The sequence below is a fragment of the Amycolatopsis balhimycina FH 1894 genome (assembly GCF_000384295.1).
GTDB classification, from domain to species: domain Bacteria; phylum Actinomycetota; class Actinomycetes; order Mycobacteriales; family Pseudonocardiaceae; genus Amycolatopsis; species Amycolatopsis balhimycina.
Map to the genome: position 1 here is coordinate 9,023,559 of NZ_KB913037.1, position 25,117 is coordinate 9,048,675.

Annotated in this window: 21 protein-coding genes and 1 pseudogene; 14 read left to right on the plus strand and 8 right to left on the minus strand. The window is 71.7% G+C overall.

Annotated elements, in window-relative coordinates; all coding sequences use genetic code 11:
• Positions 1-58 precede the first annotated feature (58 nt).
• The 5 genes from A3CE_RS0141655 to A3CE_RS0141680 all read left to right on the plus strand — a co-directional run bounded on the left by A3CE_RS0141655 (position 59) and on the right by A3CE_RS0141680 (position 7,734).
• Positions 59-1,300, plus strand: a complete 1,242-nt coding sequence (locus tag A3CE_RS0141655) for an Nramp family divalent metal transporter (protein WP_026469366.1) — start codon at positions 59-61, stop codon at positions 1,298-1,300.
• Positions 1,301-1,401: 101 nt separating this feature from the next.
• Positions 1,402-2,877 (plus strand): serine/threonine-protein kinase, encoded by a 1,476-nt coding sequence (locus tag A3CE_RS0141660; protein ID WP_020646049.1) that lies wholly within the window; start codon positions 1,402-1,404, stop codon positions 2,875-2,877.
• Positions 2,878-3,099: 222 nt separating this feature from the next.
• Positions 3,100-4,056, plus strand: a complete 957-nt coding sequence (dapA, locus tag A3CE_RS0141665) for a 4-hydroxy-tetrahydrodipicolinate synthase (RefSeq protein WP_245589678.1) — start codon at positions 3,100-3,102, stop codon at positions 4,054-4,056.
• Positions 4,053-5,750, plus strand: a complete 1,698-nt coding sequence (locus A3CE_RS0141670) for a ribonuclease J (protein ID WP_026469367.1) — start codon at positions 4,053-4,055, stop codon at positions 5,748-5,750. Before dapA ends, A3CE_RS0141670 begins: the two co-directional genes overlap by 4 nt.
• Before the next feature lie 343 nt (positions 5,751-6,093).
• A complete protein-coding gene (locus A3CE_RS0141680) occupies positions 6,094-7,734 on the plus strand; it encodes a VWA domain-containing protein (protein WP_185839872.1) in 1,641 nt (546 codons plus the stop codon).
• A 91-nt stretch (positions 7,735-7,825) separates the two neighbouring features.
• Here A3CE_RS0141680 and A3CE_RS0141685 read toward each other — a convergent pair whose 3' ends face one another.
• From A3CE_RS0141685 to A3CE_RS0141700, 4 genes and pseudogenes are all read right to left on the minus strand, one after another.
• Positions 7,826-9,202 carry an amino acid permease gene (locus A3CE_RS0141685; RefSeq protein ID WP_020646054.1) on the minus strand — a complete coding sequence of 459 codons (1,377 nt, stop codon included), beginning with the start codon at positions 9,200-9,202 and terminating at the stop codon, positions 7,826-7,828.
• Positions 9,203-9,279: 77 nt separating this feature from the next.
• A pseudogene (locus A3CE_RS52420) lies at positions 9,280-10,226 on the minus strand (EamA family transporter).
• Between the two features lie 53 nt (positions 10,227-10,279).
• The gene (wrbA, locus tag A3CE_RS0141695; RefSeq protein ID WP_020646055.1) at positions 10,280-10,903 is read right to left on the minus strand and encodes an NAD(P)H:quinone oxidoreductase; all 624 of its coding nucleotides are present in this window, start codon (positions 10,901-10,903) and stop codon (positions 10,280-10,282) included.
• Positions 10,904-10,937: 34 nt separating this feature from the next.
• Positions 10,938-11,753, minus strand: a complete 816-nt coding sequence (locus A3CE_RS0141700) for a lysophospholipid acyltransferase family protein (protein ID WP_020646056.1) — start codon at positions 11,751-11,753, stop codon at positions 10,938-10,940.
• Positions 11,754-11,969: 216 nt separating this feature from the next.
• Between A3CE_RS0141700 and A3CE_RS0141705 the strand changes: the two genes are divergently transcribed.
• Together A3CE_RS0141705 and A3CE_RS59025 are read left to right on the plus strand one after the other, a co-directional pair.
• Positions 11,970-14,459: a DNA translocase FtsK gene (locus A3CE_RS0141705; RefSeq protein ID WP_020646057.1), complete on the plus strand. Its 2,490-nt coding sequence runs from the start codon at positions 11,970-11,972 to the stop codon at positions 14,457-14,459.
• A gap of 36 nt (positions 14,460-14,495) precedes the next feature.
• Entirely contained in the window at positions 14,496-14,930 is a 435-nt protein-coding gene (locus tag A3CE_RS59025) for a hypothetical protein (RefSeq protein ID WP_026469369.1), read from the plus strand.
• Here A3CE_RS59025 and A3CE_RS0141715 read toward each other — a convergent pair.
• The 3 genes from A3CE_RS0141715 to A3CE_RS0141725 all read right to left on the minus strand — a co-directional run bounded on the left by A3CE_RS0141715 (position 14,923) and on the right by A3CE_RS0141725 (position 16,620).
• Positions 14,923-15,558, minus strand: coding sequence for a nitroreductase family protein (locus A3CE_RS0141715; protein ID WP_043793023.1), 636 nt, complete (start codon positions 15,556-15,558; stop codon positions 14,923-14,925). The two genes, A3CE_RS59025 and A3CE_RS0141715, sit on opposite strands and share 8 nt — an antisense overlap.
• A gap of 26 nt (positions 15,559-15,584) precedes the next feature.
• A complete protein-coding gene (locus tag A3CE_RS0141720; RefSeq protein ID WP_020646060.1) occupies positions 15,585-16,019 on the minus strand; it encodes a phospholipase in 435 nt (144 codons plus the stop codon).
• 91 nt (positions 16,020-16,110) lie between these two features.
• Entirely contained in the window at positions 16,111-16,620 is a 510-nt protein-coding gene (locus A3CE_RS0141725) for an amino-acid N-acetyltransferase (RefSeq protein ID WP_026469370.1), read from the minus strand.
• A gap of 96 nt (positions 16,621-16,716) precedes the next feature.
• On the opposite strand from A3CE_RS0141725, the gene rimO reads away from it, so the two are divergent.
• The 7 genes from rimO to A3CE_RS0141760 all read left to right on the plus strand — a co-directional run bounded on the left by rimO (position 16,717) and on the right by A3CE_RS0141760 (position 24,080).
• Positions 16,717-18,216 carry a 30S ribosomal protein S12 methylthiotransferase RimO gene (gene rimO / locus A3CE_RS0141730; RefSeq protein WP_020646062.1) on the plus strand — a complete coding sequence of 500 codons (1,500 nt, stop codon included), beginning with the start codon at positions 16,717-16,719 and terminating at the stop codon, positions 18,214-18,216.
• Positions 18,213-18,854 (plus strand): CDP-diacylglycerol--glycerol-3-phosphate 3-phosphatidyltransferase, encoded by a 642-nt coding sequence (pgsA, locus tag A3CE_RS0141735; RefSeq protein WP_020646063.1) that lies wholly within the window; start codon positions 18,213-18,215, stop codon positions 18,852-18,854. The genes rimO and pgsA overlap by 4 nt, the downstream gene beginning before the upstream one ends.
• 86 nt (positions 18,855-18,940) lie before the next feature.
• Positions 18,941-19,429 (plus strand): CinA family protein, encoded by a 489-nt coding sequence (locus A3CE_RS0141740; protein ID WP_020646064.1) that lies wholly within the window; start codon positions 18,941-18,943, stop codon positions 19,427-19,429.
• Between the two features lie 99 nt (positions 19,430-19,528).
• Entirely contained in the window at positions 19,529-19,996 is a 468-nt protein-coding gene (locus A3CE_RS0141745; protein ID WP_020646065.1) for a helix-turn-helix domain-containing protein, read from the plus strand.
• A 231-nt stretch (positions 19,997-20,227) separates the two neighbouring features.
• Positions 20,228-21,067 carry a PspA/IM30 family protein gene (locus A3CE_RS0141750; RefSeq protein ID WP_020646066.1) on the plus strand — a complete coding sequence of 280 codons (840 nt, stop codon included), beginning with the start codon at positions 20,228-20,230 and terminating at the stop codon, positions 21,065-21,067.
• Between the two features lie 27 nt (positions 21,068-21,094).
• Positions 21,095-22,087, plus strand: coding sequence for a phage shock envelope stress response protein PspM (pspM, locus tag A3CE_RS0141755; protein WP_020646067.1), 993 nt, complete (start codon positions 21,095-21,097; stop codon positions 22,085-22,087).
• A 553-nt stretch (positions 22,088-22,640) separates the two neighbouring features.
• Complete coding sequence (locus A3CE_RS0141760) at positions 22,641-24,080, plus strand: allophanate hydrolase-related protein (RefSeq protein ID WP_020646068.1); 1,440 nt, start codon at positions 22,641-22,643, stop codon at positions 24,078-24,080.
• On the opposite strand, the gene A3CE_RS0141765 is transcribed toward A3CE_RS0141760, so the two are convergent.
• Entirely contained in the window at positions 24,052-25,089 is a 1,038-nt protein-coding gene (locus A3CE_RS0141765; protein ID WP_020646069.1) for a quinone-dependent dihydroorotate dehydrogenase, read from the minus strand. The two genes, A3CE_RS0141760 and A3CE_RS0141765, sit on opposite strands and share 29 nt — an antisense overlap.
• Positions 25,090-25,117: the final 28 nt, after the last annotated feature.

Sequence of the window (25,117 nt, forward strand, 5' to 3'; positions counted from 1 at the left end):
GTTCGGCGCGCCTAAACTCCGGTTTAGGGTCCCCGACATCCGGTGAGAGGCAGGCTGCATGGCTGTGACCGAGGCTGTCCGGCCGAGACTGGTGTCACGCCTGCGCACCGGGTCGGCCCTGCTCGGCCCGGCGTTCGTCGCCGCGATCGCCTACGTCGACCCGGGGAACGTCGCCTCCAACATCAGCGCCGGCGCCCGCTACGGCTACCTGCTGGTCTGGGTGATCGTCGCGGCGAACCTGATGGCCGTGCTCGTCCAGTACCTGTCGGCGAAGCTGGGCCTGGTCAGCGGGATGTCGCTGCCGGAGGCGCTGCGCGCCCGCCTGTCCCGGCCCGCGCGGCTGGCCTACTGGGCGCAGGCCGAGGTCGTCGCCATCGCCACCGACCTGGCCGAGGTCGTCGGCGGCGCCATCGCGCTCAACCTGCTGTTCGACCTCCCGCTCGTCGCCGGTGGCCTGATCACCGGCGCGGTTTCGCTGACGCTGCTGGCGGTCCAGGACCGCGGCGGCCAGCGGACGTTCGAGCGGGTCGTCACCGGGTTGCTGCTGGTCATCGCGATCGGGTTCCTGGCGAGCCTGTTCGTCGAGCCGCCGTCGGCGTCGGCGACGCTCGGCGGGCTGGTGCCGAGGTTCGACGGCGCGGGCAGCATCCTGATCGCCGCGGCGATGCTCGGCGCGACCGTCATGCCGCACGCGGTCTACCTGCACTCCGGCCTGGTCCGCGACCGCCACGGCCGCGCGGACGGCGTCCGGCGCCGCCGCCTGCTGCGCGCGACCCGCGCCGACGTCGGCCTGGCGATGCTCCTGGCCGGCGCGGTGAACCTCGGCATGCTGCTGCTCGCCGCGACGAACCTCCAGGGCCAGGACGGTGTCGACAGCATCGAGGGCGCGCACGGCGCGGTCGCTTCGGCGCTCGGTCCGGGCATCGCGCTGATGTTCGCGATCGGCCTGCTCGCCTCCGGCCTGGCCTCGACGTCGGTCGGCGCGTACGCGGGCGCGATGATCATGCAAGGGCTGCTGCACAAGCGAATCCCGCTGGTCCTGCGCCGCCTGGTGACGCTGACGCCGGCGATCGTGGTGCTGGCGCTGGGCGCCGACCCGAGTGCGGCGCTGGTCGTGTCCCAGGTGGTGCTGTCGTTCGGGATCCCGTTCGCGCTGGTGCCGCTGATCAGGCTGACGGCGGACCGCACACTGATGGGCGAGGACGCGAACCACCGCGCGACAACGGTGGCGGCATGGGTGGTCGCGGCGATCATCATCGCGTTGAACCTGGTCCTGATCTACCTCACCTTCGCCGCCTGAGTGCGCGTGTCGTCCCTTGATGCGGGCGAATTCCGTGGAACCTCCGGCGGCGCGCGGCGGTCCGACTAGCATCTGCGCGACCGCCCGCCCGAAGGAGCACCGTGACCGACGAACAGACCCGGCCCTACCCACCGCAGGCGCCTGTCACGCCTGGTCAGCGGGTCGTCGCGGGCCGCTACCTCCTGCTGGGCGAGCTCGGCCGCGGTGGCATGGGTGTCGTGTGGCGGGCACAGGACCAGGTCATCGGCCGCCAGGTCGCCGTCAAGGAACTGCGGCTGCCCGACGCCGAGTCCGCCGCCGTCTTCTCCGAACGTGCCCTGCGCGAGGTGCGCACCGGCGGCCGGCTCAACGACCCCGCGATCGTCACCGTCTACGACGTCGTCACCGACGGCGGCACCACCTTCATCGTCATGGAGCTGGTCGAAGCGCCGTCGCTGGCCGACCTCGTGCGGCAGCGCGGCCCGATGCCCGCGGCGCAGGCCGCGCAGCTGGGGGAGCGGGTGCTCACCGCGCTGCAGGCGGCCCACGCGGCCGGGATCGTCCACCGGGACGTCAAGCCGGCGAACATCCTGGTCGCGCCGGACGGCCGTGTGAAGCTCACCGACTTCGGCATCGCCCACGCCGTCGACGACCCGCGCCTGACCACCAGCGGCATGATCGTCGGCTCGCCCGCCTTCATGGCGCCGGAGCGCGTCGAAGGCCGCGAAGCGCTGCCCGCGTCCGACCTGTGGTCCCTCGGCGCGACGCTGTTCTTCGCCGTCGAAGGCACGATCCCGTTCGAGCGCGCGACCACCGCCGCGACGCTGCACGCGATCATGACCGAGATCCCGTACCTCACCCGCGGCCAGGGCCCGCTCGCCGCGGCCATCCTCGGCCTGCTCGTCGCCAACCCGGACGCGCGGCTGACCGTGGCCCAGGCCCAGAACCTGCTGACCACGGCGCAGGGCGTGCGGCCGACCCCGCCGGGCGGCACCGCGATGCTCCTCCCGGCTGCCGGCCCGGCGCCGAAGAAGCCGCGCCGCGCCCTGTGGCCGGCTGGCGCCGCCGTGCTCGTCGTGGCCGCCCTGACCGGCGGGTTCTTCGCGGGCAAGGCCTTCGAAACCCCCGCGCCGGACGATCAGAAGCTGCCGACCATGACGTTCGGCCTCGGCGGCCAGATGCACGTCGACGTCAACTCCGGCTACCTCTGCTACAACGCCCCGGTCCAGGACGGCGGCGTCATCAGCGGCGAGAACGACGGCGACTGCAAGGAGAGCCACACCGTCGAGGTCTACGACGCCGGGGACCTCATCGGCACCACGAACTGGTCCGACAGCGAGGCAGCGGTCGCGGCCTACCCGGGCCTGGCCGCCGTGACCGCGGTCGCCGAAGCCCGCTGCGCGGCCTCGTTCCGTTCCTCGATCGTCCCCGAAATCAAGCGCGACGGCCTCAAGTACCGGGCGCTCGTGCCGACCCAGGGCCAGTGGCAGAGCCGGCCCGAGAAGCCGGGCGAAGACCCGACGCGCGAGTTCTACTGCGTGCTGACCAAGGCCGACGGCGGCCCGATCTCCGCGCCGATCGTGACCAAGGTCAAGTAGAAGTTCCGCGACGAGCGGCCGGGCCCGGGAAATCCTCCGCACTTGGCGCCCCCGACCAGGTCGGCGCGGTTTTCGTCGGGGGGAGGAGGTACCGTCTGCACCATGTCCAACCCACCTACCACAGGCAGTTCGGGGGCCCGGGTGGCGGAGCCCCCGGCCCGGAGCGAAGCTCCGGTTGTTACCGCAGCGCCCGGACGGCCGTTCGGGCGCGTGCTCACCGCGATGGCCACCCCGTTCGACGCCGAGGGCGCACTGGACCTGAAGCGGGCGCAGGAGCTGGCCGAGCACCTCGTGGAGCTGGGGAACGACGGCCTCGTGGTCAACGGCACCACCGGCGAGAGCCCGACCACGAGCGACGCGGAGAAGCAGCAGCTCATCCGCGCCGTGGTCGAGGCCGTCGGCGACCGCGCGACCGTCGTGGCCGGCGCGGGCACCAACAACACCGCGCACAGCGTCGAGCAGGCGAAGCAGGCCGAAGAAGCCGGCGCACACGGCCTGCTGGTCGTCACCCCGTACTACTCGCGGCCCAGCCAGGCCGGGCTGTACGCGCACTTCACCACCGTCGCCGACAGCACCGGCCTGCCGGTGCTGCTCTACGACATCCCGCCGCGTTCGGTCGTCCCGATCGAGGTCGACACGCTGCTGCGGCTGGCCGAGCACCCGCGGATCGTCGCGGTCAAGGACGCCAAGGGCGACCTGATCGCCGGCTCCGAGGTGATCGCCAACACCCACCTCGCGTACTACTCGGGCGACGACGGCCTGAACCTGCCGTGGATCTCCGTCGGCGGTGTCGGTGTGGTGAGTGTGATCGGTCACGTCGTCGCGGGCCGGATCCGCGCGATGATCGACGCCTACGAGAACGGCGACACGTCCACCGCGCGCACCAACCACCGCGGCATGCTTCCGGTGCTGCGCGCGATGTCGCGGGTCGGCGGGGTCGCCTTCAGCAAGGCGGCGCTGCGGCTTCGCGGCTTCGACATCGGCGACCCGCGGCTGCCGATCGTCGCGCCGAACACCGAGCAGACGGCCCTGATCGCCGCTGATCTTGCCCAGGGCGGCGTGCCGCTGGGCGACACGGCGGCTCAGGACTGGCATGGTGAGCGGGTGGCACAAGCAGATTCGCGAGCGGCCTACATCGCGCCGACCTCGCACACCAGCGTTGGGACCCTGCCTCGGTGAGCTCACTTCCCCAAGGTCCAGGCCCGACCAACGCCCCGCCCCGACTGCCCGAGGGAGCCCTGCGCGTCGTCGCGCTGGGCGGCATCGGCGAAGTCGGGCGCAACATGACCGTCTTCGAGTTCGGCGGCCGGCTGCTCATCGTCGACTGCGGGGTCCTCTTCCCCGAGGACGACCAGCCCGGCGTCGACCTGATCCTGCCCGACTTCCGCGCGATCGAGGACCGCCTCGACGACATCGAAGGGCTGGTGCTCACCCATGGGCACGAGGACCACATCGGTGCCGTCCCGTTCCTCCTGCGCCTGCGGCCGGACCTGCCGATCTACGGCTCGAGGTTCACCAACGCCCTGCTCGCGGCGAAGGCCAAGGAGCACCGGCAGCGGCCGAAGCTGATCGAGGTCCGCGAGGGCGAGCGCCGCGACGTCGGCGTGTTCAACCTCGAGTTCTTCGCCGTCAACCACTCCATCCCGGACGCGCTGGCCGTGGCCATCCGCACCCCGGCGGGCGTGGTCCTGCACACCGGCGACATCAAGCTCGACCAGCTCCCGCTGGACGGGCGCCTCACCGACCTGGCCGGCTTCTCCCGGCTCGGCGACGAGGGTGTCGACCTGTTCTGCGTCGACTCGACCAACGCCGAGGTGCCCGGGTTCGTCATGCCCGAGCGCGACATCGGCCCGGTCCTCGACGACGTCATCCGCCGGGTCGACCAGCGCGTGATCGTGGCCTGCTTCGCCAGCCACGTGCACCGCGTCCAGCAGGTGCTGGACGCCGCGCACCGGCACGGCCGCCGGATCGCGTTCGTCGGCCGGTCGATGGTCCGGAACATGGGCATCGCGGCCGACCTGGGCCTGCTGAACGTGCCCGACGGCCTCCTGGTCGACCTCGACCAGGCGAGCACCCTGCCGGAGAGCAAGGTCCTGTTCGTCTCGACGGGGTCGCAGGGCGAGCCGCTCTCGGCGCTGTCGCGGATGGCGCGCGGCGAGCACCGGCAGATCTCGATCCGTGCGGGCGACACCGTCGTGCTGGCCAGCTCGATGATCCCGGGCAACGAGACCGCGGTGTTCGGCGTCGTCAACGGCCTGACCCGGCTCGGCGCGAACGTCGTCCACCAGGGCAACGCCAAGGTCCACGTGTCCGGCCACGCGTCGGCGGGGGAGCTGCTCTACCTGTACAACGCGGTGCGGCCGAGCAACGTCATGCCGGTGCACGGCGAGTGGAAGCACCTGAAAGCCAACGCCGAGCTGGCGGTCCGCACCGGCGTCGCCCCGGAGAACGTGGTCATCGCCGAGGACGGCGTGGTCGTCGACCTGGTCGACGGCAAAGCGTCCCGCACCGGCCGCGTCGAGGTGGGCCACGTCTACGTCGACGGCCTGTCGGTCGGCGACGTCGGCGAGTCGACTTTGTCGGACCGGCTGGTCCTCGGCGAAGGCGGGTTCATCTCGATCAGCGTCGCGATCGACTCCGCCACCGGCCGCGCGGTCAGCAGCCCCACGGTGTCCGGCCGCGGATTCTCCGACGACCCGAAGGCGCTCGCCGCCGTCGTGCCGCTGGTGGAGATGGAACTGGCGCGCACGGAGGCCGAAGGCATCACCGACACGCACCGGATCGCGCAATCGGTCCGCCGGGTCGTCGGCCGCTGGGTGGCCGACACCTACCGCCGCCGTCCGATGATCGTCCCGACGGTCATCCCGGTCTGAGTTTCCCAGGCTGAGTTTCACGACGCGGAACGCCTTCGCCTCCCCCTGGACGGCGAAGGCGTTCCGCGTCTTCAGTGCGTCACCTTGGCCAGCAGCAGTGCGAAGGCCACGGTGACGGTCTGGCGGAACAGGGCCCGGCGTGCCCTGCGTTGTTCCCCTCGGGTCGGCTTCATGCGATCCAGTGTTTCGCCGCCAGCCGCGGTGGACATCCCGCTCCGGGAGGGGGCGTATCCCTCCAGGGGATGAGCTTGCGCGGCCCTGTTACGCCGTCTGGACCACGACCGTCCGGTTTGGTGAGCGCTAACCTTGATCCCCACCCGCCTCGGCAAGAGAGGCCGCGTTGATGGGACGTCACTCGCCGGACGGACGGCGCCGGTTGCTCCTGCCCGTCCTGGCGACCGGACTCGTTGTCGTCCTCGGCGCCGCCGCTTGGGTGACCGTGTCGGCGGTGACCGCGAAGCCGGCCTGCGAGCAGCCGGTGAAGGTTCTCGTCACCGCGTCGGCGGACATCGCGCCCGCGCTGTCGCTCGTCGCGCGCGGCCTCGACCTGAAGTGCGGCAGCGTCGAAGTCCAGACGCGGGAAGCGACGTCGGCGGCCGAGCGGCTCGCGCTGTCCGACGGCAGCCCGCGGCCGCAGGTCTGGGTGCCGGACTCCACGCTCGCGCTGCGCCGCGCCCGCCAGCTCGGCGCCGCCGACGTCCCGGAGACCGGCTCGTCGGTGGCCAGCTCGCCGGTGGTGCTCGCCGTCGCCGCCGACGTCGTCAAGGGCCTCGGCTGGCCCGACCGCACGTTGAACTGGGGCGAGGTCCTCGCCGCGCCGGGTGCCGTCCCGGGAATGCCCGACCCGGCCCGGGACGCGGTCGGCGCGGTCGCGCTGCTGGGCCTGCGGGACAGCGTCAAGGCGGCGCCCGAGCCGTCTGCCGCGTACGTCGCGTTGCTGCGGCGGTTCTCGGCGAACGCACTCGGCGCGCAGACCGACCTCATCGCGCGGCTGCCCGGGTCGAGCGGCGGCGGCACCGCGGCGGTGACGGCCTTCCCCGCGTCGGAGAACTCCTTGCTGCGCCACAACATCGAGGACCGGACGTCGCCGCTGGTCGCCGTCTACTCCGCGGCGGTGCCCACTTTGGACTTCCCGTTCGCCGAGCTGAGCGGGATCACGGAGCAGCAGCGGCCGATCGTCGACGCGCTGCGGGAGGCGGTGCTCGGCGACGCGGGCGCCGACGCGATCGCCAAGACCGGCCTGCGCGCGGCGGGCGGGCAGGCGCTGCAGGCGCACTCCGACGACCCGAGGGTGTCGTCGCCGGGCATCCGCACCGCGAACCTGCCGCCCGCGCCCGTCGTCGACGAACTGCTCAACCAGTGGGCCGGCGTCAACCTGAGCGCGCGGGTGCAGGTGCTCGTCGACGTCTCCGGGTCGATGAACGCGCAGGTGCCCGGGACCGGGCTGAACCGGATGCAGGTGACGATGCAGGCCGCGGCGAAGGCCATGCACCTGTTCAAACCCGCCACGCAGCTGCGGATGCTGGCGTTCTCGACCCGTCTCGACGGCGACAGGGACTACCGCGAGCTGCTGCCGATGGCGCCGGTCTCCCAGCACCTGGCCGCCGGCGCGCTGGACAAGCTGGCCCAGGTGAAGGCCACCCAGGACGGCGGAACCGGGCTCTACGACAGCGTCCTCGACACCTACCGCACGGCCCGCCGCGAGTGGGAACCCGGCCGGCTCAACCTGGTGATCGTCATGACCGACGGCCACAACGACGACCCGCACGGCATCACCCGGGCGGACCTGCTGGCCGAGCTGGCGAAGCTGCAGGACCCCCGCCGCCCGATCCCGCTGATCGGCGTCGGCATCGGCCCGGACGCGGACAAGGCGGAACTGGACCAGCTGACCGCGGCCACCGGCGGCCAAGCCTTGGTGGCCCCGGACCCGGCCAAGATCACCGACGTCTTTTTCACAGCCCTGTCCCGGATAGCCGGCGGCTGACCCACGTGATCAGAAGGTCGACACGCGTGACTGGGGAGGCGACACGGCCCGGCTTCGCCGTGTCGTCCCTCTAATCACGCGTGTCGACCCTTCAATCACGCGTGTTGACCGTTGCGTCACGGGTCGTGCGGCGGCGGATGAGGGCGTAGACGGCCAGGATCGCCGCCAGGCTGATCAGGCTCAGGTAGAGCTGGGACCGCGCGTCGGCGTCGACGAACAGCATCGACGTCACCACCACCAGCGTCAGGACCAGCGTGACCCAGCTCAGCCACGGGTATCCCCACATCCGCAGCTTCAACCGGCTGGGGTCGGTGGCTTCGAGACGGCGGCGCATCCGGATCTGGGAGCCGCAGATGATCGCGTAGACGAACAACGCCACCGCGCCCGCCGAGTTGATGATGAAGTAGAAGATCTTGTCCGGGGACACGTAGCTCATCACCACCGCCACGTACCCGACCGACGTCGACGCCAGGATCGCCTTCCACGGGACGCCGCGCGCGTTCGTGTCCGCGATCCAGCCCGGCGCCCAGCCGTGCCGCCGCAGCGCGAACAGCATCCGGGATGCTGTGTACAGCCCCGAATTCAGCACCGACAACGCCGCCGTGAGCACCACCGCGCTGACCAGAGTCGACGCCGCCGGGACGCCGAACCGGCTGAACGCCGCCGCGAACGGGCTCGTCTCGCTCGGGATCTCCCGCCACGGCGTGATCATCACCAGCAGCGCCACCGAGCCGACGTAGAACACGATCACCCGCCAGACGATCGTCGACGTCGCCTTGCGGACCGCCGTCTCCGGCTGGTCGGACTCGGCCGCCGCGATCGTCACGATCTCCGCGCCGAAGTAGGAGAAGATCACGATGACCACGCCGTGCACGACCGAGAAGGGGCCCTTCGCGACGAAGCCGTCGAGGCCGATGTTGCCCATCGAGAAGTGCGCGCCCGGCCAGAGCCCGAGGACGAACAGCAAGCCCAGCAGCAGGAACACGACGATGGTGGCGACCTTGATCGACGCCAGCCAGAACTCCGTCTCGCCGAACGAGCGCGCCGACGCCAGGTTCGTCGCCGTCAGCAGCAGCATCAGCCCGAGCGAGAACACCCATTGCGGCACACCGGGAATCCAGCCCTGGAGGATCTTCGCGCCGGCCACGGCTTCGAACGCGACCACGCCGACCCAGAAGTACCAGTACAGCCAGCCGATGGTGAAGCCCGCCCAGCCGCCGAGCGAGTCGCGCGCGTACTCCATGAACGAGCCCTGCGCCGGCGCGGCGGTCGCCATCTCGCCGAGCATCCGCATGACGAGCACGACGAGCAGCCCGCCGAGCGCGTAGGACAGCACGGCGGCCGGGCCGACGGTGTGGATCACCGCGCCGCTGCCGATGAACAGGCTCGCGCCGATGATGCCGCCGAGGGCGATCATCCGGACGTGCCGCTGCCGCAGATCGGGCCGCAGCCCGGACTTCGTCGCCAAAGTGCTTCCTCCCGGGGTGAGCGGACCGCGAGGAATTCTCCCACCCAGAAGCTGTCAGGTGCAGAATTTGCGCAACTTCAGGAAGTGAGGATTTCCGACTTCCGCTGCACGATGTACGCGCCGGCCAGCAGGATCGCCGAGCCGAGTAGCTGCGGCCAGGCGAGCTTCTCCCCGAGCAGCACCCAGGCCGTGATGGTGACGATCACGGGCTCGACCAGCCCGAGCACGCTCGCCACCGGCGCCGGCAGGTGCCGCAGCGACGAAATGCCGCACACGTAGGCGAGCACGGTCGCCACCAGCACCAGCAGGGTCAGCAGCAGCCAGACCGGCGGATGCCCGGCGCCGAACGCGACTTCGGTGTCGAGCAGCGCGACCGGCCACGTCCACGGCGGTGCGACGAAGCCGATCGCGACCGCGCCGATCACCATGCCCCAGGTGACCAGGCCCAGCGGGTCGACGTCGGCCACCGCGCGTTCGCCGAGCAGGAAGTACGCCGCCGAGCACAGCGCCGCGCCGAAGCCCGCGCCGCGCCGAGCCCGTCCAGGGTGACGCCCTGCCAGACCTGGGCGACCAGCGCGAGCCCGGCCATGGCGAGCCCGATGCCGCCCCAGACCGGGCGCGGCAGCCGGTGCCGCCGCACGAACCGCACCCAGAGCGCGATCAGCACCGGCGAGACGAACTCCAGCAGGATGGCGATGCCGACCGGGATCCGGCCCGCCGCGACGAAGTAGAGCAGCTGGACGCCGGCGACGCCGAGCAGGCCGTAGCCGGCCAGTACCGGCAGCTCGGTCCGGCGGACCCGCAGCTTCCGCGGTGCCACCAGCGCCACCCCGGCGAGCAGCACGCACCCGGCCAGCGAGATCCGGGCCGCGGCCACCTGCTCCGGGCTGATCCCGGCCGCCATCGTGGACTTGCCGAGCGTGCCCGACGTGCTGAAGAACAGCGCGGCGAGCAGGACGAAGGCGGTCCCGCGGCCGCGGTGGGCGGCCCGGGGCGGGGCGAGGACGGGCAGCTCGGTGGTCACGATGGCGACTCTAGGGCCGCCGACGTCACCGCCGAACCGTTTTTTCCGGTTACTCAGCCCGGTAACTCCGCCTGCTTGAGGCCGGTCGCGACGTGCGTCGTGATGGTGGCCAGCCGCCGTCCCTGGACGCGCAGCGCGCCGAGCGCGACGTCGTCCGGCGCCGCCGACTTGCGGGACACGAACGAGCCGCCGTACGGGTTGCCGGACTCCAGCAGGTGCGGGTCGGTGTAGCCGAGCGGCACCACGATCGCCCCCCAGTGGTAGAACACGTTGTTGATCGCCAGCAGTGTCGACTCGAGGCCGCCGTGCAGCGTGGACGCCGTGGTGAACGACGTCGCGACCTTGTCGGCCAGCTTTCCCTTCGCCCACAGGCCACCGGTACTGTCCAAAAAGGACTTGAGCTGGGCGGCCGGGCCGCCGAACCGGGTCGGGCTGCCGGCCGCGAGCCCGTCGGCCCACTCGAGGTCGCCGAGCGTGGCGAGCTCGTGGTGCGGGCCGGCGTCGACCCAGGCCTGCCAGCGCGGGTTCTGCGCGATCGCTTCGGCGGGCACGGTTTCCGGCACGGTCCGCACCCGCACTTCGGCGCCGGTTTCCCGGGCTCCGGCGGCGAGCGAATCGGCGAGGGCGGCGGTGTTGCCGGTCGAGCTGTAGTAGACGACGAGTATCCGTGTGCTCACGTCCGCCGACTCTAGGGCCGCCGGCCCCCGCGTCTCACAGTGCGGACGGCGGCTTCCAGGGGCTCACCGTGTCGGTGGGCCGGGTGGGGTCGTGGAAGCGCGGCCGGTCGAGCTCGCCGCGGCGCAGCGGGACGAGACCGTCGGTGATCGCCTGCATGATCTTCGCGTGCGCGCGCACCCCGGCCCCGGGCCGCTCCGGCTCGACGTCCGACAGGTCGACGGGGTCGCCGAAGTGCACGCGGAACCGCGGCCGGCGCAGGGGCGCGCTGAGCCCCGAGCGGGCCAGCGGGACCAGGTCGGCCGGGCCGTTGACGGTCTCGGTGCCCCAGTAGACGGCCTCGTGCGCGCCCCACTGGCTGATCGGGATCACCGGCACGCCCGCGGCGAGCGCCAGCCGCGCCGCGCCGGTCTTGCCGCGCTCCGGCCACAGGCCCGGGTCGTGGCTGATCCGGCCCTCGGGGTAGACGACGATCGGCTCGCGAGTGGTCTTCATCGCCTCGACGGCCTCGGCGAACTGCCCGACAGCGGTGCCGGCGTGCTTGCGGTCGACCCGAAGGTGCCCGCTGACCCGCAGCGCGGGGCCGATGACGGGGGGGTCCAGGATGCCGCCGGCCAGCATGAACCGCGGGTTGATGCCGATCCGCTTGCACGCCGCCATCAGCACGAACGCGTCGAACACGCCGATGTGGTTGGCGGTCATCAGCAGCGGGCGGCCGCGCAGCCGGGCCGGGACCCGCCCGGTGACGGTCAGCCGCCCGACCAGGTTCACCAGCCCCCGGTCGATGTTCAGCATGGTCCGCCAGATGGCGGGGGCACGGCGAGACGGTTCGTCGGTGCGCAGCGCGAGCATGGGCAGAGCATGGCAGACGCCGATTTCACCCGTTTGCGCACTGGCCGGATCGGTCTTGAATGACTCATTCAGGACCTCCGGTGCCCTGAATGAGTCATTCAAGACGCCGGTGCGCTTCACCCGGATGGCCGCTCAACCCCCGGTGTGAGGCAGAAGTTCACCCTGCGCCGAGAGTGGCGCATGGGACGAACCGCCACGGCCGGTTACCGTTGAACCATGGCTGGGTCGGCGACGAGGAAGCGAAGCACGGGTAGCGGCGCGAAGGGGGCAGCGGCGCGTAAGCCGCGTACACCCGCGAAGCCACGTACGTCGTCCACTCGCAAGCCACCGCCACGCTCTCGCCGCAAGACGCCCGGGCTCTTCGGCAAGGGCGTCCGCGGGACCTGGAACCTGCTGGCCAAGGGCCTGGGCACGCTGGCCCGCACGGTCGGGCGCACCCGGGAACTCGAGCCCGAACACCGCCGCGACGGCCTCGCGCTGGGCCTGATCGGCCTGGGCATCGTCGCGGCCGTCGGCGTCTGGTGGCGGGCGGCCGGCCCGATCGGTGCCGGGGTGGAGATCGCGACCCGGACCGTCCTCGGCGCCGGGGCCGTCACGCTGCCGCTGGTGCTGGTCGTCGTCGCCGTCGCGCTGATGCGGTCCGAGCCGCACCCGGAGACGCGGCCGCGGATGGTGGTCGGCACGATCATGGTCGTCCTGTCGGTGCTCGGGATGCTGCACATCTTCACCGCGCTGCCCGGGACCAACGACGGCCGGATGTACGCCGGCGGCATCGTCGGCGCCTTCTCCGGCGGCCTGCTCACCATGGGCGTCACCACCTGGGTCGCCGTGCCGCTGCTGATCCTCGCGCTGTTCTTCGGCGTGCTCGTCTTCACCGGCACGCCGGTCCGCGAAATCCCGAACCGGCTGCGGCACTGGGGCCTCGACGAGGAGGAGATCGCCGAAGCCGAGGGCCTGCGCTCCGGGTTCGCCACCGACGAGGACACCGTCACCGAAGCGGACCCGAAGGCAGCGCGCCTGCGCAAGCCGTCGCGGCGCCGCCAGGCCAGTGAAGGCGGCGAACAGCTCGACCTCGACGCCGCGCTCGCCGAGGTGCCGACGCCGATCAAGCCGCCCAAGGCCGAGCCCAAACCGGCCGCCGACGTGCCCGAGAAGAAGCCGAAGAAGGCTCCGGAACCCCCGATCGCGGTCACCCGCACGGTCGAGGGCGACTACCAGCTGCCGCCGCCGGACCTGCTGAAGCTCGGCGACGTGCCGAAGTCCCGCAGCAAGGCCAACGACGCCATGATCGAGGCGATCACCGGCGTGCTGGAGCAGTTCAGCATCGACGCGCAGGTCACCGGCTTCACCCGCGGCCCGACGGTCACCCGCTACGAGGTCGAGCTCGGCCCGGGCGTGAAGGTCGAGAAGATCACCGCGCTGACCAAGAACATCGCCTACGCGGTGGCGACCGACAACGTCCGCCTGCTGGCGCCGATCCCGGGCAAGTCCGCGGTCGGCATCGAGGTGCCGAACTCCGACCGCGAGATGGTCCGCCTGGGTGACGTCCTGCGCGCGCCGACCACGGTCAAGGACAACCACCCGATGGTGATCGGCCTCGGCAAGGACATCGAGGGCCACTTCGTCACCGCGAACCTGACGAAGATGCCGCACCTGCTGGTCGCGGGTTCGACCGGTTCCGGTAAGTCGAGCTTCGTCAACTCGATGCTGGTCTCGCTGCTCGCGCGCTCGACGCCGGACGAGTGCCGGATGATCCTGATCGACCCGAAGATGGTCGAGCTGACGCCGTACGAGGGCATCCCGCACCTGATCACGCCCATCATCACCCAGCCGAAGAAGGCCGCCGCCGCGCTGGCCTGGCTGGTGGAGGAGATGGAGCAGCGCTACCAGGACATGCAGGTCAACAAGGTCCGGCACATCGACGACTACAACAAGAAGGTGAAGTCCGGCGAGATCACCGCGCCGCCGGGCTCGGAGCGCGAGTACCGGCCGTACCCGTACATCATGGCGATCGTCGACGAGCTCGCCGACCTGATGATGACCGCCCCGCGCGACGTCGAAGACGCGATCGTCCGGATCACCCAGAAGGCCCGCGCGGCGGGCATCCACCTCGTCCTGGCCACGCAGCGGCCGTCGGTCGACGTGGTCACCGGCCTGATCAAGACCAACGTGCCCTCGCGGCTGGCGTTCGCGACGTCGTCGCTGACCGACTCGCGGGTCATCCTCGACCAGCCGGGCGCGGAGAAGCTCATCGGCATGGGCGACGCGCTGTACCTGCCGATGGGCGCCGGCAAGCCGGTCCGCATCCAGGGCGCGTTCGTCGGGGACGAAGAGATCTCCGCGGTCGTCAACTTCGCGAAGGAGCAGGCGCAGCCGGACTACAACGACGGCGTCACCACGCAGAAGGCGGGCGAGAAGAAGGAGATCGACCCGGACATCGGCGACGACCTGGACGTCCTGCTGCAGGCGGCGGAGCTGATCGTGACGTCCCAGTTCGGTTCGACGTCGATGCTGCAGCGCAAGCTGCGGGTCGGGTTCGCCAAGGCGGGCCGGCTGATGGACCTGCTGGAGAGCCGTGGCGTGGTGGGCCCGTCGGAGGGTTCGAAGGCCCGGGACGTGCTGATCAAGCCGGAGGAGCTGGAGTCGGTCCTGTTCATGATCCGCGGCGGCGGCCCGGTGGACGCCGACACCGGAGATGACGACTAGTGCAACCCGCTGCCACCCCTGTTCCGTCCTGAAGGCGTGGACCTACAGCGATTCGTAGCCGGATTGTTCGCCTTCGCCGTCGTCACGGTGGGCGCCGGAAGCGCGGTCGCCTCCGGGCAGCCCGCGGCCGGACCCACCTCGCCGCCCGCACCGGCCGAGAACACCGTCCCGGCCGGGTACGACGTCACCCTGCGCCTCGGGCAGGAAGCCGCCGTGCCGGGCAAGGACCTGACCGTCCGCTACACGCGGCTCGTCGAAGACTCGCGGTGCCGCCCCGGCATGACGTGCGTCTGGCAGGGGGAGGCCACACTGGCGTTCCTGCTGAAGGAGCCCGGCCGCGGCGAAAGCACCACGGCCGAGCTGCACAGCGGCCCGCGCACCGGCCCGCAGGCGACGTCGTTCGCCGCCAGCCACGTCGAGCTGGTGTCGGTCGGCGAAGACGGCGGGGAAGCGACCGTCCGGATCAGCTGAGCGGCGTGCCCCAGTGGTCGAGGAAGGCCACTTCGGACAGCGGCGTGCGCGACGCCGGCTTGAAGTCCGGCACCGTCGTGTACGCCACCGGCAGCAGCCCGGCCTGCGTGTGGCCCTCCGGGATGCCCAGGATCTCCGCCGCCTCCGCCTCGCGCGAAAGGTGGTACGTCGTGAGCGTCGAGCCCAGCCCGCGCGAACGCAGGGCCAGCTGGAAGTTCCACACCGCCGGGAAGATGCCGCCGTAGAACGCCGCGTCGGCCGCGTTGTCGCCGGCCGGGCGGCCGGCCAGGACCGGGATCACGAACACCGGCACCCGCTCGATCACGTCGATCAGGTGCTGCCCGGACGCCAGCGCCCGCGCCACCGACGGCTGCGCGACGGCGTCTCCGGCCGCTGCCTTGCGGTCGGCGAGGTAGGCCTCGCCGACCTCGCGGAAGATCGCCCCGAGCCGTTCCTTCACCGTCCGGTCGCGCACGACGAGCCAGCGCCAGGCCTGGACGTTGCCGGGCGTCGGGGCCTGCAGCGCCAGGTTCAGGCACTCGTCGAGGACTTCGGGTTCCACCGGCCGCTCGAGGTCGAGCTTCCGGCGGACCGCGCGGGTCGTGCTGAGCAGGTGATCGATCTCCATGATCACCATCCTGGCCTCCTGGGCCCTCAGCCGCCGAACTTGCGAACCGCTTCGTAGTACGTCCAGGCCGTGGCCTTGCAGGCGATGTTCGACCCGCAGACGCTCTTCAGGTCGGCGTAGAGGTTGTCGTCGATCTGCTTGCGGGCGGTCTCGGTGAACCGGCCCTGCTTCTTGTAGTTGCGGTAGCCGAAGTCGTGCCGGTGGCAGCCCGGCAGGAACCGGAAGCCGAACGGCTTGTCCGGCGACCACGAGCAGCCGTCCGACGACCAGTCGAGCTGCCCGGAGTAGGGCGCCTGGTCCCGGATCGACTCGAACCCGGACAGCGTCGTGTGGAAGAGGTACTGGTCGGTGAGCGCCGGGATGTCGGTGGCCGCCGCGGTGCCGGTGCCCAGCAGGGCTCCCGCACCGACGGACACGGCCACCGTCACGGTGGCCCCCAGGTTCCGCAGTGTCGTGCGCATGCGATCTTCCCCTGCCGGTCCGGTGGACGGGTGCCCGACCAGCTTCCGGTCCGGGAGTGGCGCACGTCACCGCCCGAAAGGAGGTTTTCACTCAGAGTTCGAGCAGCATGCGGGAATTTCCCAGGGTGTTCGGCTTGACGTAGGGCAGGTCGAGGAATTCGGCGACGCCGGTGTCGTGCGAGCGCCGCATCTCCTCGTAGACCTCGTGCGACACCGGGGTGCCGTCGATCTCCACGAACCCGTGCCCGGCGAAGAAGCTCGTCTCGAAGGTGAGTACGAACAGCCGTTTGAGACCCAGCTCACGCGCCTCGTCGACCAGCCGCGCGACCAGCACCCGCCCGACCCCCTGGCCGCGGACGGCCTTGTCGACCACCACGGTGCGCAGCTCGGCGATGTCCTCCCAGAGCACGTGCAGCGCGGCCGCGCCGACGACCTCGTCACCCGTTTCGGCGACCCAGAACTCCTGGACGTCCTCGTACAGCGTGACCAGGTCCTTCTCCAGCAGGACGCGGCCCGCGTCCGAGTCGACCAGGGCCTTGATCTTGCGGACGTCGGCGATCCGCGCGCGGCGGACGGTCGGGCGGGGCGAGGCGGACGGCACGATCGTCAACCCTGCCACATCCCTCCACTCGCGCGGCGACACGACCGGGCTACGCCGTCGTCGGGCCGCCAGGGCCCGGCGGCTACCCTGAACGTCGTGTCTTCCCCTGTCACGGATCCTGCCGCCACCCGACGCGTCTCCCTGCTGACCCTGGGCTGCGCCCGCAACGAGGTCGACTCGGAGGAGCTGGCGGGCCGGCTGGCGGCCGGCGGCTGGGAGCTGGCGGCCGATCCGGAGGACTCCGACGTCGTGGTGGTCAACACCTGCGGCTTCGTCGAGTCGGCCAAGAAGGACTCGGTCGACACGCTGCTCGCGGCCTCCGACACGGGCAAGAAGGTCGTCGCGGTCGGCTGCATGGCCGAGCGCTACGGTCACGAGCTCGCCGACAGCCTCCCCGAGGCCGACGCGGTGCTGGGCTTCGACCACTACGCCGACCTTTCCGCCCGGCTCGACGACGTCGTCGCCGGCCGCAAGATCGCGTCGCACACGCCGGGCGACCGCCGCAAGTTGCTGCCGATCAGCCCGGTGCAGCGGCCCGCCGCCGCGGAACAGGTCGAGGTCCCGGGGCACGCGCAGCACGGCTGGGGCCCGCGGGTGCTGCGCACGCGCCTCGACGACTCGCCGGTGGCCGCGCTGAAGATCGCCTCGGGCTGCGACCGCCGCTGCTCGTTCTGCGCCATCCCGTCGTTCCGCGGCTCCTTCGTCTCCCGGCAGCCCGAAGAGATCGTCGCCGAGGCGATGTGGCTGGCCGAGCACGGCGTCAAGGAGCTGTTCCTGGTCAGCGAGAACTCGACGTCCTACGGCAAGGACTTCGGCCGCGAAGGCGCCACCGCGCTGGAGCGGCTGCTGCCGCGCCTGGCGGAGATCGACGGCATCGAGCGCGTCCGCGTCTCCTACCTGCAGCCGGCCGAGACGCGCCCGCAGCTGGTCAAGGCCATCGCGACCACGCCGGGTGTCGCCGAGTACTTCGACCTGTCGTTCCAGCACTCCAGCGAGCAGGTGCTGCGCCGGATGCGCCGGTTCGGCTCCACGGACTCGTTCCTCGCGCTGACAGAGCAGATCCGCGAGTACGCGCCCGAGGCGGGCATCCGGACCAACGTGATCGTCGGCTTCCCGGGCGAGACCGAGCACGACCTGGCCGAGCTGGAGCGGTTCCTGACCGGCGCGCGCCTCGACGCCGTCGGCGTGTTCGGCTACTCCGACGAGGACGGCACCGAGGCCGAGGGCTTCGACGGCAAGCTCGGCGCCGACGAGGTCGCCGCGCGCGTCACGCGGATCTCCGCGCTCGTCGAGGAACTGACTTCGCAGCGCGCCGAAGACCGGATCGGCACGTTCGTCGACGTGCTCGTCGAGCTGGACGACGACGGCGAGCTGACCGGCCGCGCCGCGCACCAGGCGCCGGAGGTCGACGGCGAGTGCATCATCCTCGACGCGCCGGAGAAGACTGTGACATCCGGGGCTTCGCCCCGGGCCGGGGGCTCCGCCACCCGGCCCCCCGCAAAGAAGTCGCGGGTCGGCGACTTCCTGCGGTGCGAGGTCGTGGATTCGGCGGGCGTGGACCTGATCGTCCGCGCGGTACCGGACGCCGACCGGTGAGTGCGGTCCCCAGCGATGCCGCCGACGAGGGCCTGACCCACGAGGCTCCCGCCCAGGTCCCCGAGCCGACCCCGGTTCCCACGCTCAACGTCGCGAACCTCCTGACGCTGTCGCGCCTGGTCCTGGTGCCGCTGTTCGTCGTCGCGCTGTTCGTCGGCGACGGCCACGACGCCACCTGGCGCGCGATCGCGACCGGGCTGTTCGCCGTCGCCTCGGCCACCGACCAGCTGGACGGCTGGGTGGCCCGCAAGTACGGCCTGATCACCGACTTCGGCAAGATCGCCGACCCGATCGCGGACAAGGCGCTCACCGGCGCCGCGCTGGTCGGGCTGAGCGTGCTGGGCGAGCTCGGCTGGTGGGTCACGATCATCATCGCGGTCCGCGAAGTCGGCGTCACGCTGCTGCGGTTCTGGGTGATCCGCCACGGCGTGATCCCGGCCAGCCGCGGCGGGAAGGCCAAGACGATGGCCCAGATCGCGGCGATCGTGGCGTACCTGCTGCCGCTGCCGGCAGGCGCGGACCCGGTGCGGTGGGCGTTGATGGGACTGGCGCTGGTGCTGACCGTCGTCACCGGGGTGGACTACCTGGTCCGGGCGGTGCGGCTGCGCGCCGCCGGGCGCCGGGTCACCGGGAGCTGAGGGTGGCCGAGGAGCGGACCGAACCGGCTCCGGCCACCCCGGCGGAAACGTCGCGAATGACTCATTCGCGACCTCCGACGTCCCGAATGAGTCATTCGGGACCTCCGGCGGACGAGCAGGCCGCCGCGCTCGTCGGGGCGCTCACCGCGCGGGGCGAGACCGTCGCCGCGGCCGAATCCCTCACCGCCGGCCTGGTCTGCGCCACCCTCGCCCGCGTCCCCGGCGCGAGCGCGGCGTTGCGTGGCGGCCTGGTCGTGTACGCCACCGAGCTGAAGCACCGGCTGGCCGGGGTCGACGCCGGGCTGCTGGCCGAGCACGGCGCCGTCCACCCGGAGGTCGCCGCGCAGCTGGCCGAGGGCGCCCGCGACCGCTGCGGCGCGACCTGGGGCCTCGGGCTCACCGGCGTGGCCGGGCCGTCGGCCCAGGACGGCGTCGAACCGGGCACGGTGCACGTCGGGCTCGCCGGGCCGGGAACACGCACAGTCCGTACCCTGGCCTTGAGCGGCGGCCGCGACTTGATCAGGACCGAATCGGTCCTGGCGGCGTTTGCCCTGCTCGGGGAACATCTGGCGTGAACCACGCGTTCGCCCTTGGCGTACGTGCACACCAACTCCTGCGCCCGGGGCGCCGCTCTGGGTAACGTAGGGGGTACTTGTTCGGAAGGGAGGCGCGTGATGACCGTGCTGTTGCGTGAGGCGATCGGTGATCGGCTCCGTCATGCCCGCACCAACCAGCGTCGTACGCTGCGCGACATCTCCCGCGCCGCCAGGGTCAGCCTCGGCTACCTCTCGGAGGTGGAGCGGGGCCAGAAGGAGGCGTCGAGCGAGCTGCTGGCGTCCATCTGCCAGGCCCTGGACCTTCCGCTCGGCGAACTGCTGCACAAAGTGGCGGCGGACGTTTCGGCCCTCGACAACGTCGAGGTCGCACCGGTCGACGAGCGGATCGGGGAAGGCGCGCCCCGGGAGAAGGTGCCCGAGCGCGGCGCCAAGGCCTCGGCGGCCGGCATCGAAGGCGGCCGGCTGATGTCCGAGCTGATCGGCAACGACCTCGCTGACCTGCGGGTTTCTCCGGCGCCGAGGATGAACACGACGTTGCGGACGACGATCGGGCAGCCGAAGCTGGCCTCGACGATCGCCGCGTAGTCCGATCGGACACCCCTGACGGCCCCGGGCAACCCGCCCGGGGCCGTTCGCGTTACCTCCAGGGGTGATCAGGGGGGAACCCTGAAATCCCCCGGGGTCGCCTGGAACGGACGTGGCCGACCTGACACGATGGAACCCGACGCCGGGGTCGGTGCGTTGCACATGCAGGGGAGCGACGCCCCACCTCGAGGACACCTAGGCCCGTGGGACGCAAGAAGGCAGGCGGAGGAGATGGCCAACCCGTTCGTGAAGTTCTGGAAGTACATGATGGCGGCGTTCTCGTCGAAGATCGACGAGCACGCCGACCCGAAGGTACAGATCCAGCAGGCCATCGAGGAGGCGCAGCGCAACCACCAGGCGCTGACGCAGCAGGCCGCCTCCGTGATCGGCAACCAGCGGCAGCTGGAGATGAAGCTCAACCGGCAGCTCGGCGAGGTGGAGAAGCTGCAGGCGTCGACCCGGCAGGCGCTCGTCCTCGCGGACGAGGCCCGCTCCAAGGGTGACGAGCAGAAGGCCACCGAGTTCGAGAACGCCGCGGAAAGCTTCGCGACGCAGCTCGTCACGGCCGAGCAGAGCATCGAGGACCTGAAGACGCTGCACGACCAGTCGCTGCAGGCCGCGGGCCAGGCCAAGAAGGCCGTGGAGCGCAACTCGCAGATGCTGCAGCAGAAGCTGGCCGAGCGCACCAAGCTGCTCTCGCAGCTGGAGCAGGCGAAGATGCAGGAGCAGGTCTCCGCTTCGCTCAACCAGATGAGCCAGCTGGCGGCACCGGGCAACACCCCGTCGCTGGAAGAGGTCCGCGACAAGATCGAGAAGCGCTACACCACGGCGCTGGGCTCGGCCGAGCTGGCGCAGAACTCGGTCCAAGGCCGCATGATGGAGGTCCAGGCCTCGACCACGCAGCTGGCCGGTCAGTCGCGGTTGCAGCAGATCCGCGCGTCGATGCACGGTGACTCGGTCGCCCAGGTGACCGACGGCGGCAAGACGGCCCCGGCGTCGACCAGCCAGGCCGACATCCAGCGCGAGATCCAGTCGCGGGTCCAGGCCGAGCAGGGCAAGAACCCGGCCTGACCCGGGCGATCCTTCGGAGGGGCGAGCATGGGACAGCAGGGCAGGCGCCGTGACTTCGGTGAGTTGAGCGCCAAGCTGGAGAAGCACATCGAGAAACTGCCCGACTACGCCGTGCGCGCCCAGGAAAAGCTCCAGAAGGTGCAGAAGTACTTCCCGCCGGCCGATGCGGCCGGCGGGAAGCCCGCACCCCCGCGTCCCCGGCCGAACCCGCTGCAGCGGCCGCCGGTGCGACGTCCCGACGTCACGGCGACGCTGTCGTCGATGGCCAGTCAGGTCCCGGCGTTCGCCGAGGCCCGCGCCAAGTGGGACCGCTGGAACCACCCGGCCGCGAAACTGGAACGCCGCAAGCGCCGGACGTCGCGCGCGCTGACGCTGTGGATCCTGCTGACGATCCTGTGCGGCGTCCTCACCCTGGCGGCCGGGCTCGGCTGGATCAGCGCCGCGGGGGCGCCGATGATGCCGCAGGCCATCGTGGCGTTCGCCGGAGCCGTCGTGTTCGGCACGTTCGGCGTCCGGTCCGGGCTCCGGCTGCGCGAACTGAACCGCATGCAGATCCCGTCGGCGCCGTCCGGCCCGCCGCCGTTGCCGCCCGCCGGGTCGGCGGCGCGCGAGCCGATGGAACGGCTCGCCGAGTGCGAAGCCTCGCTCTCCGAGCTGCTGCGCCAGCTTTCGGTGCCGTCCTCGGTGGGCACGACACCGGTCTCCGGTGTGTCCGTCGAAGACGCCCGGCAGACGGCGGCCGAAGCCGCGGCCGCCCTCCGCGGCTTGGCGGCCCGCGTGCAGGCGATCGAACGAGGCCGCAACTCCGCACCCGCCCGCGAACAGGCGGCCCTGGACGCGGCGGTCGGCAAGCTCCGCGAACAGCTCGACGACGGCCTCGAGGGCTACCGCGGCCTGGTCGCCGCGGCCGGCCACACGGTCGCGGCCTCGAGCGACGGCCTGGTGACGTCCAAGCAGGCCCTCACCGACGCCACCGACCGCCTGGCCGGCCTGGCCATGGCCCTCCGCGAACTCTCCTGACCCACCATCCCGCGTGATCCGAAGGCCGACACGCGTGATTGAAGAGCCGACACGGCGAACCGCCCTCCTGCGCGGCGTGTCGACCCCCGAATCACGCGTGTCGACCCTCCGGTCACGCGTGTCGACCCTCCGGTCACGCGTGTCGACCCTCCGGTCACGCGTGTCGACCCTCCGGTCACGCGAGTTCCGGCTCCCATCACGCGAGTTTCGGGTTGGGACACGCGAAATCCGGCCTCCATCACGCGGATTCGCCCCTCATTACGCCATTGGGATCTCAAACTCGGCCGTTCGGGTGCCGCCATCCGGCCCCTCCGGCTGTTCGTCACCCGGCGTGCGTGATCGTGCGTTTCACCCCGGCGTCGCCCCCTGTTCACCTCTTGGGGCCGAAACCCGGGCGTAATCGGAAACTGATGGCTACGGAAACGTCGACCACCTAACGTTTCTGTCATGCATGCAGAGGTGTCACTCGCCGGGAGGCCCGCCGTGCACTGAGGTTCGCCGGCGCCGACCGTACACAGTGGACTTTCTCGACCCGCCGAGGAAAGGACGCCCCGTGAACACGCTCCCGCCGGATCCGGATCCCGTGCCGCCACCCCCGCCCACCGCCTCCCAGCGCGTCATCGCGGCCTTCGAGCGCATCACCGAGGCCAACCGCCCCGAACTCTGGACCACCCTCCGCGCCGTCGAAGACGTCCTCGTCGACGCGAAGGCCGTCGACGAACGCGTCAAGGCCGGGGAGGACCTGCCGCTGGCCGGCACGGTCCTCGCCGTGCAGGACCTGGTCGACGTCGCGAAGCAGCCGTCCGGCCGCCGCGTCCCGGAAGCCAGCGCCACGGTCGTCACCCGGCTCACCTCCGCCGGCGCCGTGGTGCTCGGCAAGACCGGCGCCGCCACGATCGCCTCGGCCTGGGACCGCACCAAGGTCGGCGGTGGCGGTGCGGCGGTCGCCGTCGCGCTCGGCATCGTCGACCTGGCGCTGAGCACCGGGGGCGCGGTCCCGGCCGCGCTGAACGCCGTCGCCGCGGTGAAACCGACGCGTGGCCTGCTGCCCATGACGGGCATCCAGGCCTCCGACGGCCTCTCGGTGTACGCAAGCGGCCTGGTCGCCGCCCGCCGCGCCCTCGCCCTGATGACCGGCCCGGACGACGTCGACCCGGCCACGCGCACCTGGCCCGCCGACGTCCGCCTCGGTACGGGGGAGCACCCGCGGATCGCGTTCACGGTCGACCTGCCCCTGGGCGAAGCGGCGAGCATCGCGTTCAGGAGCGTCCTCGGCCGCCTGCGCGCCGCCGGCGTCGTGCTCGAACCGGTCACCTGCTCCGCGCAAGGACCCGAAGGCTTCGACGCGCTCCTCGTGCCCACCGTGCCGGACCACCCCGGGATCACCGAAACCCTGGCCGACCCGGCCGGCGTGGGGCACCGCCTGGCCTCCTGCACGGCCTTCGCGAACCTGCTCGACGTCGCCGGGGTCACCGTTCCGGTCCTGCCCGGCGACCGCCGCCCGTTCGGCGTCACCTTCCTGACGCGGGCGTTCGAGGACCAGATCGGCCTCGACCTCGCGACCGTCTGCACGGACGAGCCGATGTCGCACTACCCCGAGCCGGGCGAGGACGTCGTCGTGTTCGGCGCCCACCTGCGCGGCCAGCCGCTCAACGCCGTGCTCACCGGCCTCGGCGCCCGGTTCACCGGGCCGGTCCGGACCATCGAGGGCTACCGGATGGTGCTGCTGGGGACGGAGCCGCCGCAGCCGGGCGTGCTCGCGGGCGGCGCCAGTCTCGACGGCGAGCGCTGGCGGCTTTCCCCGGCCGCCTTCGAGCGGTTCGCCGCCACGCTCGAGGAGCCTTTCGTGCTGGACCGTGTCGAACTGGACGACGGCACCGCCGCGCCGGCCGTCCGCTGCCTCACCGCGGACGGGCCCGGTCTGGACCGCTACGAATCCTGGCGCGGTTACGTGCGGTTCGCGTCTACCGCGGGGTTGCGAGACCCCGGCTGACCCGCCGCACCAGGCCCGGCCCGTGCAGCGCGAAGCCCGTGTAGAGCTGCACGAGCGACGCGCCGGCGTCCACGAGCCGGAGCGCGTCGTCCGGGCCCATGATCCCGCCGACGCCGATGATCGGCAGGCTCCCGCCGGTGTGGTCGTGCACGAACCGCACGACCTCGGCCGCGCGGGTGGTCAGCGGCCGGCCGGACAGTCCTCCCGCCTGTCCGGCCAGGCCGCTTTCCGCGGGCGCGATGCCGTCGCGGGACAGCGTCGTGTTCGTGGCGATGATCCCGGCGACGCCGTGGGCGAGCGCGACCTCCAGCAGTTCGGCGAGCGCGTCGTCGGTCAGGTCGGGCGCGACCTTCACCAGCACCGGTGTCGGCGAACCGTCACCGGCGAGCTCGAGAGACGTCGAACGCAGCTCGCCCAGCAACTCGCCGAGCGCCGCGCGGTCCTGCAGCTGCCGCAGCCCGGGCGTGTTCGGCGAGCTGACGTTGATCGCGAAGTAGTCGGCGTACGGGTGCAGCGCACGCAGCGAGAACCGGTAGTCCTCGACGGCGTCCTCGAGCGGCGTCACCTTCGACTTGCCGATGCTGATCCCCAGCGGGACGCCCGGTTTCCCGTCGCGGGCGAGCTTCGCCGCGAGGGCTTCCGCGCCGTCGTTGTTGAAGCCCATGCGGTTGATCACCGCGTCGCTGGCGGGGAGGCTGAACAGCCGCGGCTTCGGGTTGCCCGGCTGCGCCAGCCGCGTCACCGTGCCGACCTCGACGAATCCGAAGCCCAGCGCGGCCCACGCGGGCAGCGCGCGGCCGTTCTTGTCCATCCCGGCGGCCAGGCCGACGCGGTTGGGGAACCGCAGGCCCAGCACGGTCACCGGGTCGTCGACGCGGAGCGCGCCGCCGACCGCCGGCGCGACCTTGCCGAGCCGGGACAGGACGCCGATCGTGCGCTCGTGCACCAGTTCGGGGTCGTGGTAGGACAGCCGGTACAGCGCCGGGCGGACGATCTTGTCGAAGAACACGCCCCCATGCTGCCAAATCGCCCGGGAC

Excerpts from the sequence above, each read along its gene's own strand:
- A3CE_RS0141750 (WP_020646066.1), top strand. The coding sequence starts at position 20,228 with ATGGCCAACCCGTTCGTGAAGTTCTGGAAGTACATGATGGCGGCGTTC.
- A3CE_RS0141655 (WP_026469366.1), top strand. The coding sequence starts at position 59 with ATGGCTGTGACCGAGGCTGTCCGGCCGAGACTGGTGTCACGCCTGCGC.
- A3CE_RS0141745 (WP_020646065.1), top strand. The coding sequence starts at position 19,529 with ATGACCGTGCTGTTGCGTGAGGCGATCGGTGATCGGCTCCGTCATGCC.
- dapA (WP_245589678.1), top strand. The coding sequence starts at position 3,100 with ATGGCCACCCCGTTCGACGCCGAGGGCGCACTGGACCTGAAGCGGGCG.
- A3CE_RS0141705 (WP_020646057.1), top strand. The coding sequence starts at position 11,970 with ATGGCTGGGTCGGCGACGAGGAAGCGAAGCACGGGTAGCGGCGCGAAG.
- A3CE_RS0141700 (WP_020646056.1), bottom strand. The coding sequence starts at position 11,753 with ATGCTCGCGCTGCGCACCGACGAACCGTCTCGCCGTGCCCCCGCCATC.
- A3CE_RS0141680 (WP_185839872.1), top strand. The coding sequence starts at position 6,094 with ATGGGACGTCACTCGCCGGACGGACGGCGCCGGTTGCTCCTGCCCGTC.
- pspM (WP_020646067.1), top strand. The coding sequence starts at position 21,095 with ATGGGACAGCAGGGCAGGCGCCGTGACTTCGGTGAGTTGAGCGCCAAG.
- A3CE_RS0141720 (WP_020646060.1), bottom strand. The coding sequence starts at position 16,019 with ATGCGCACGACACTGCGGAACCTGGGGGCCACCGTGACGGTGGCCGTG.
- A3CE_RS0141715 (WP_043793023.1), bottom strand. The coding sequence starts at position 15,558 with ATGGAGATCGATCACCTGCTCAGCACGACCCGCGCGGTCCGCCGGAAG.
- A3CE_RS0141740 (WP_020646064.1), top strand. The coding sequence starts at position 18,941 with ATGAGTCATTCGGGACCTCCGGCGGACGAGCAGGCCGCCGCGCTCGTC.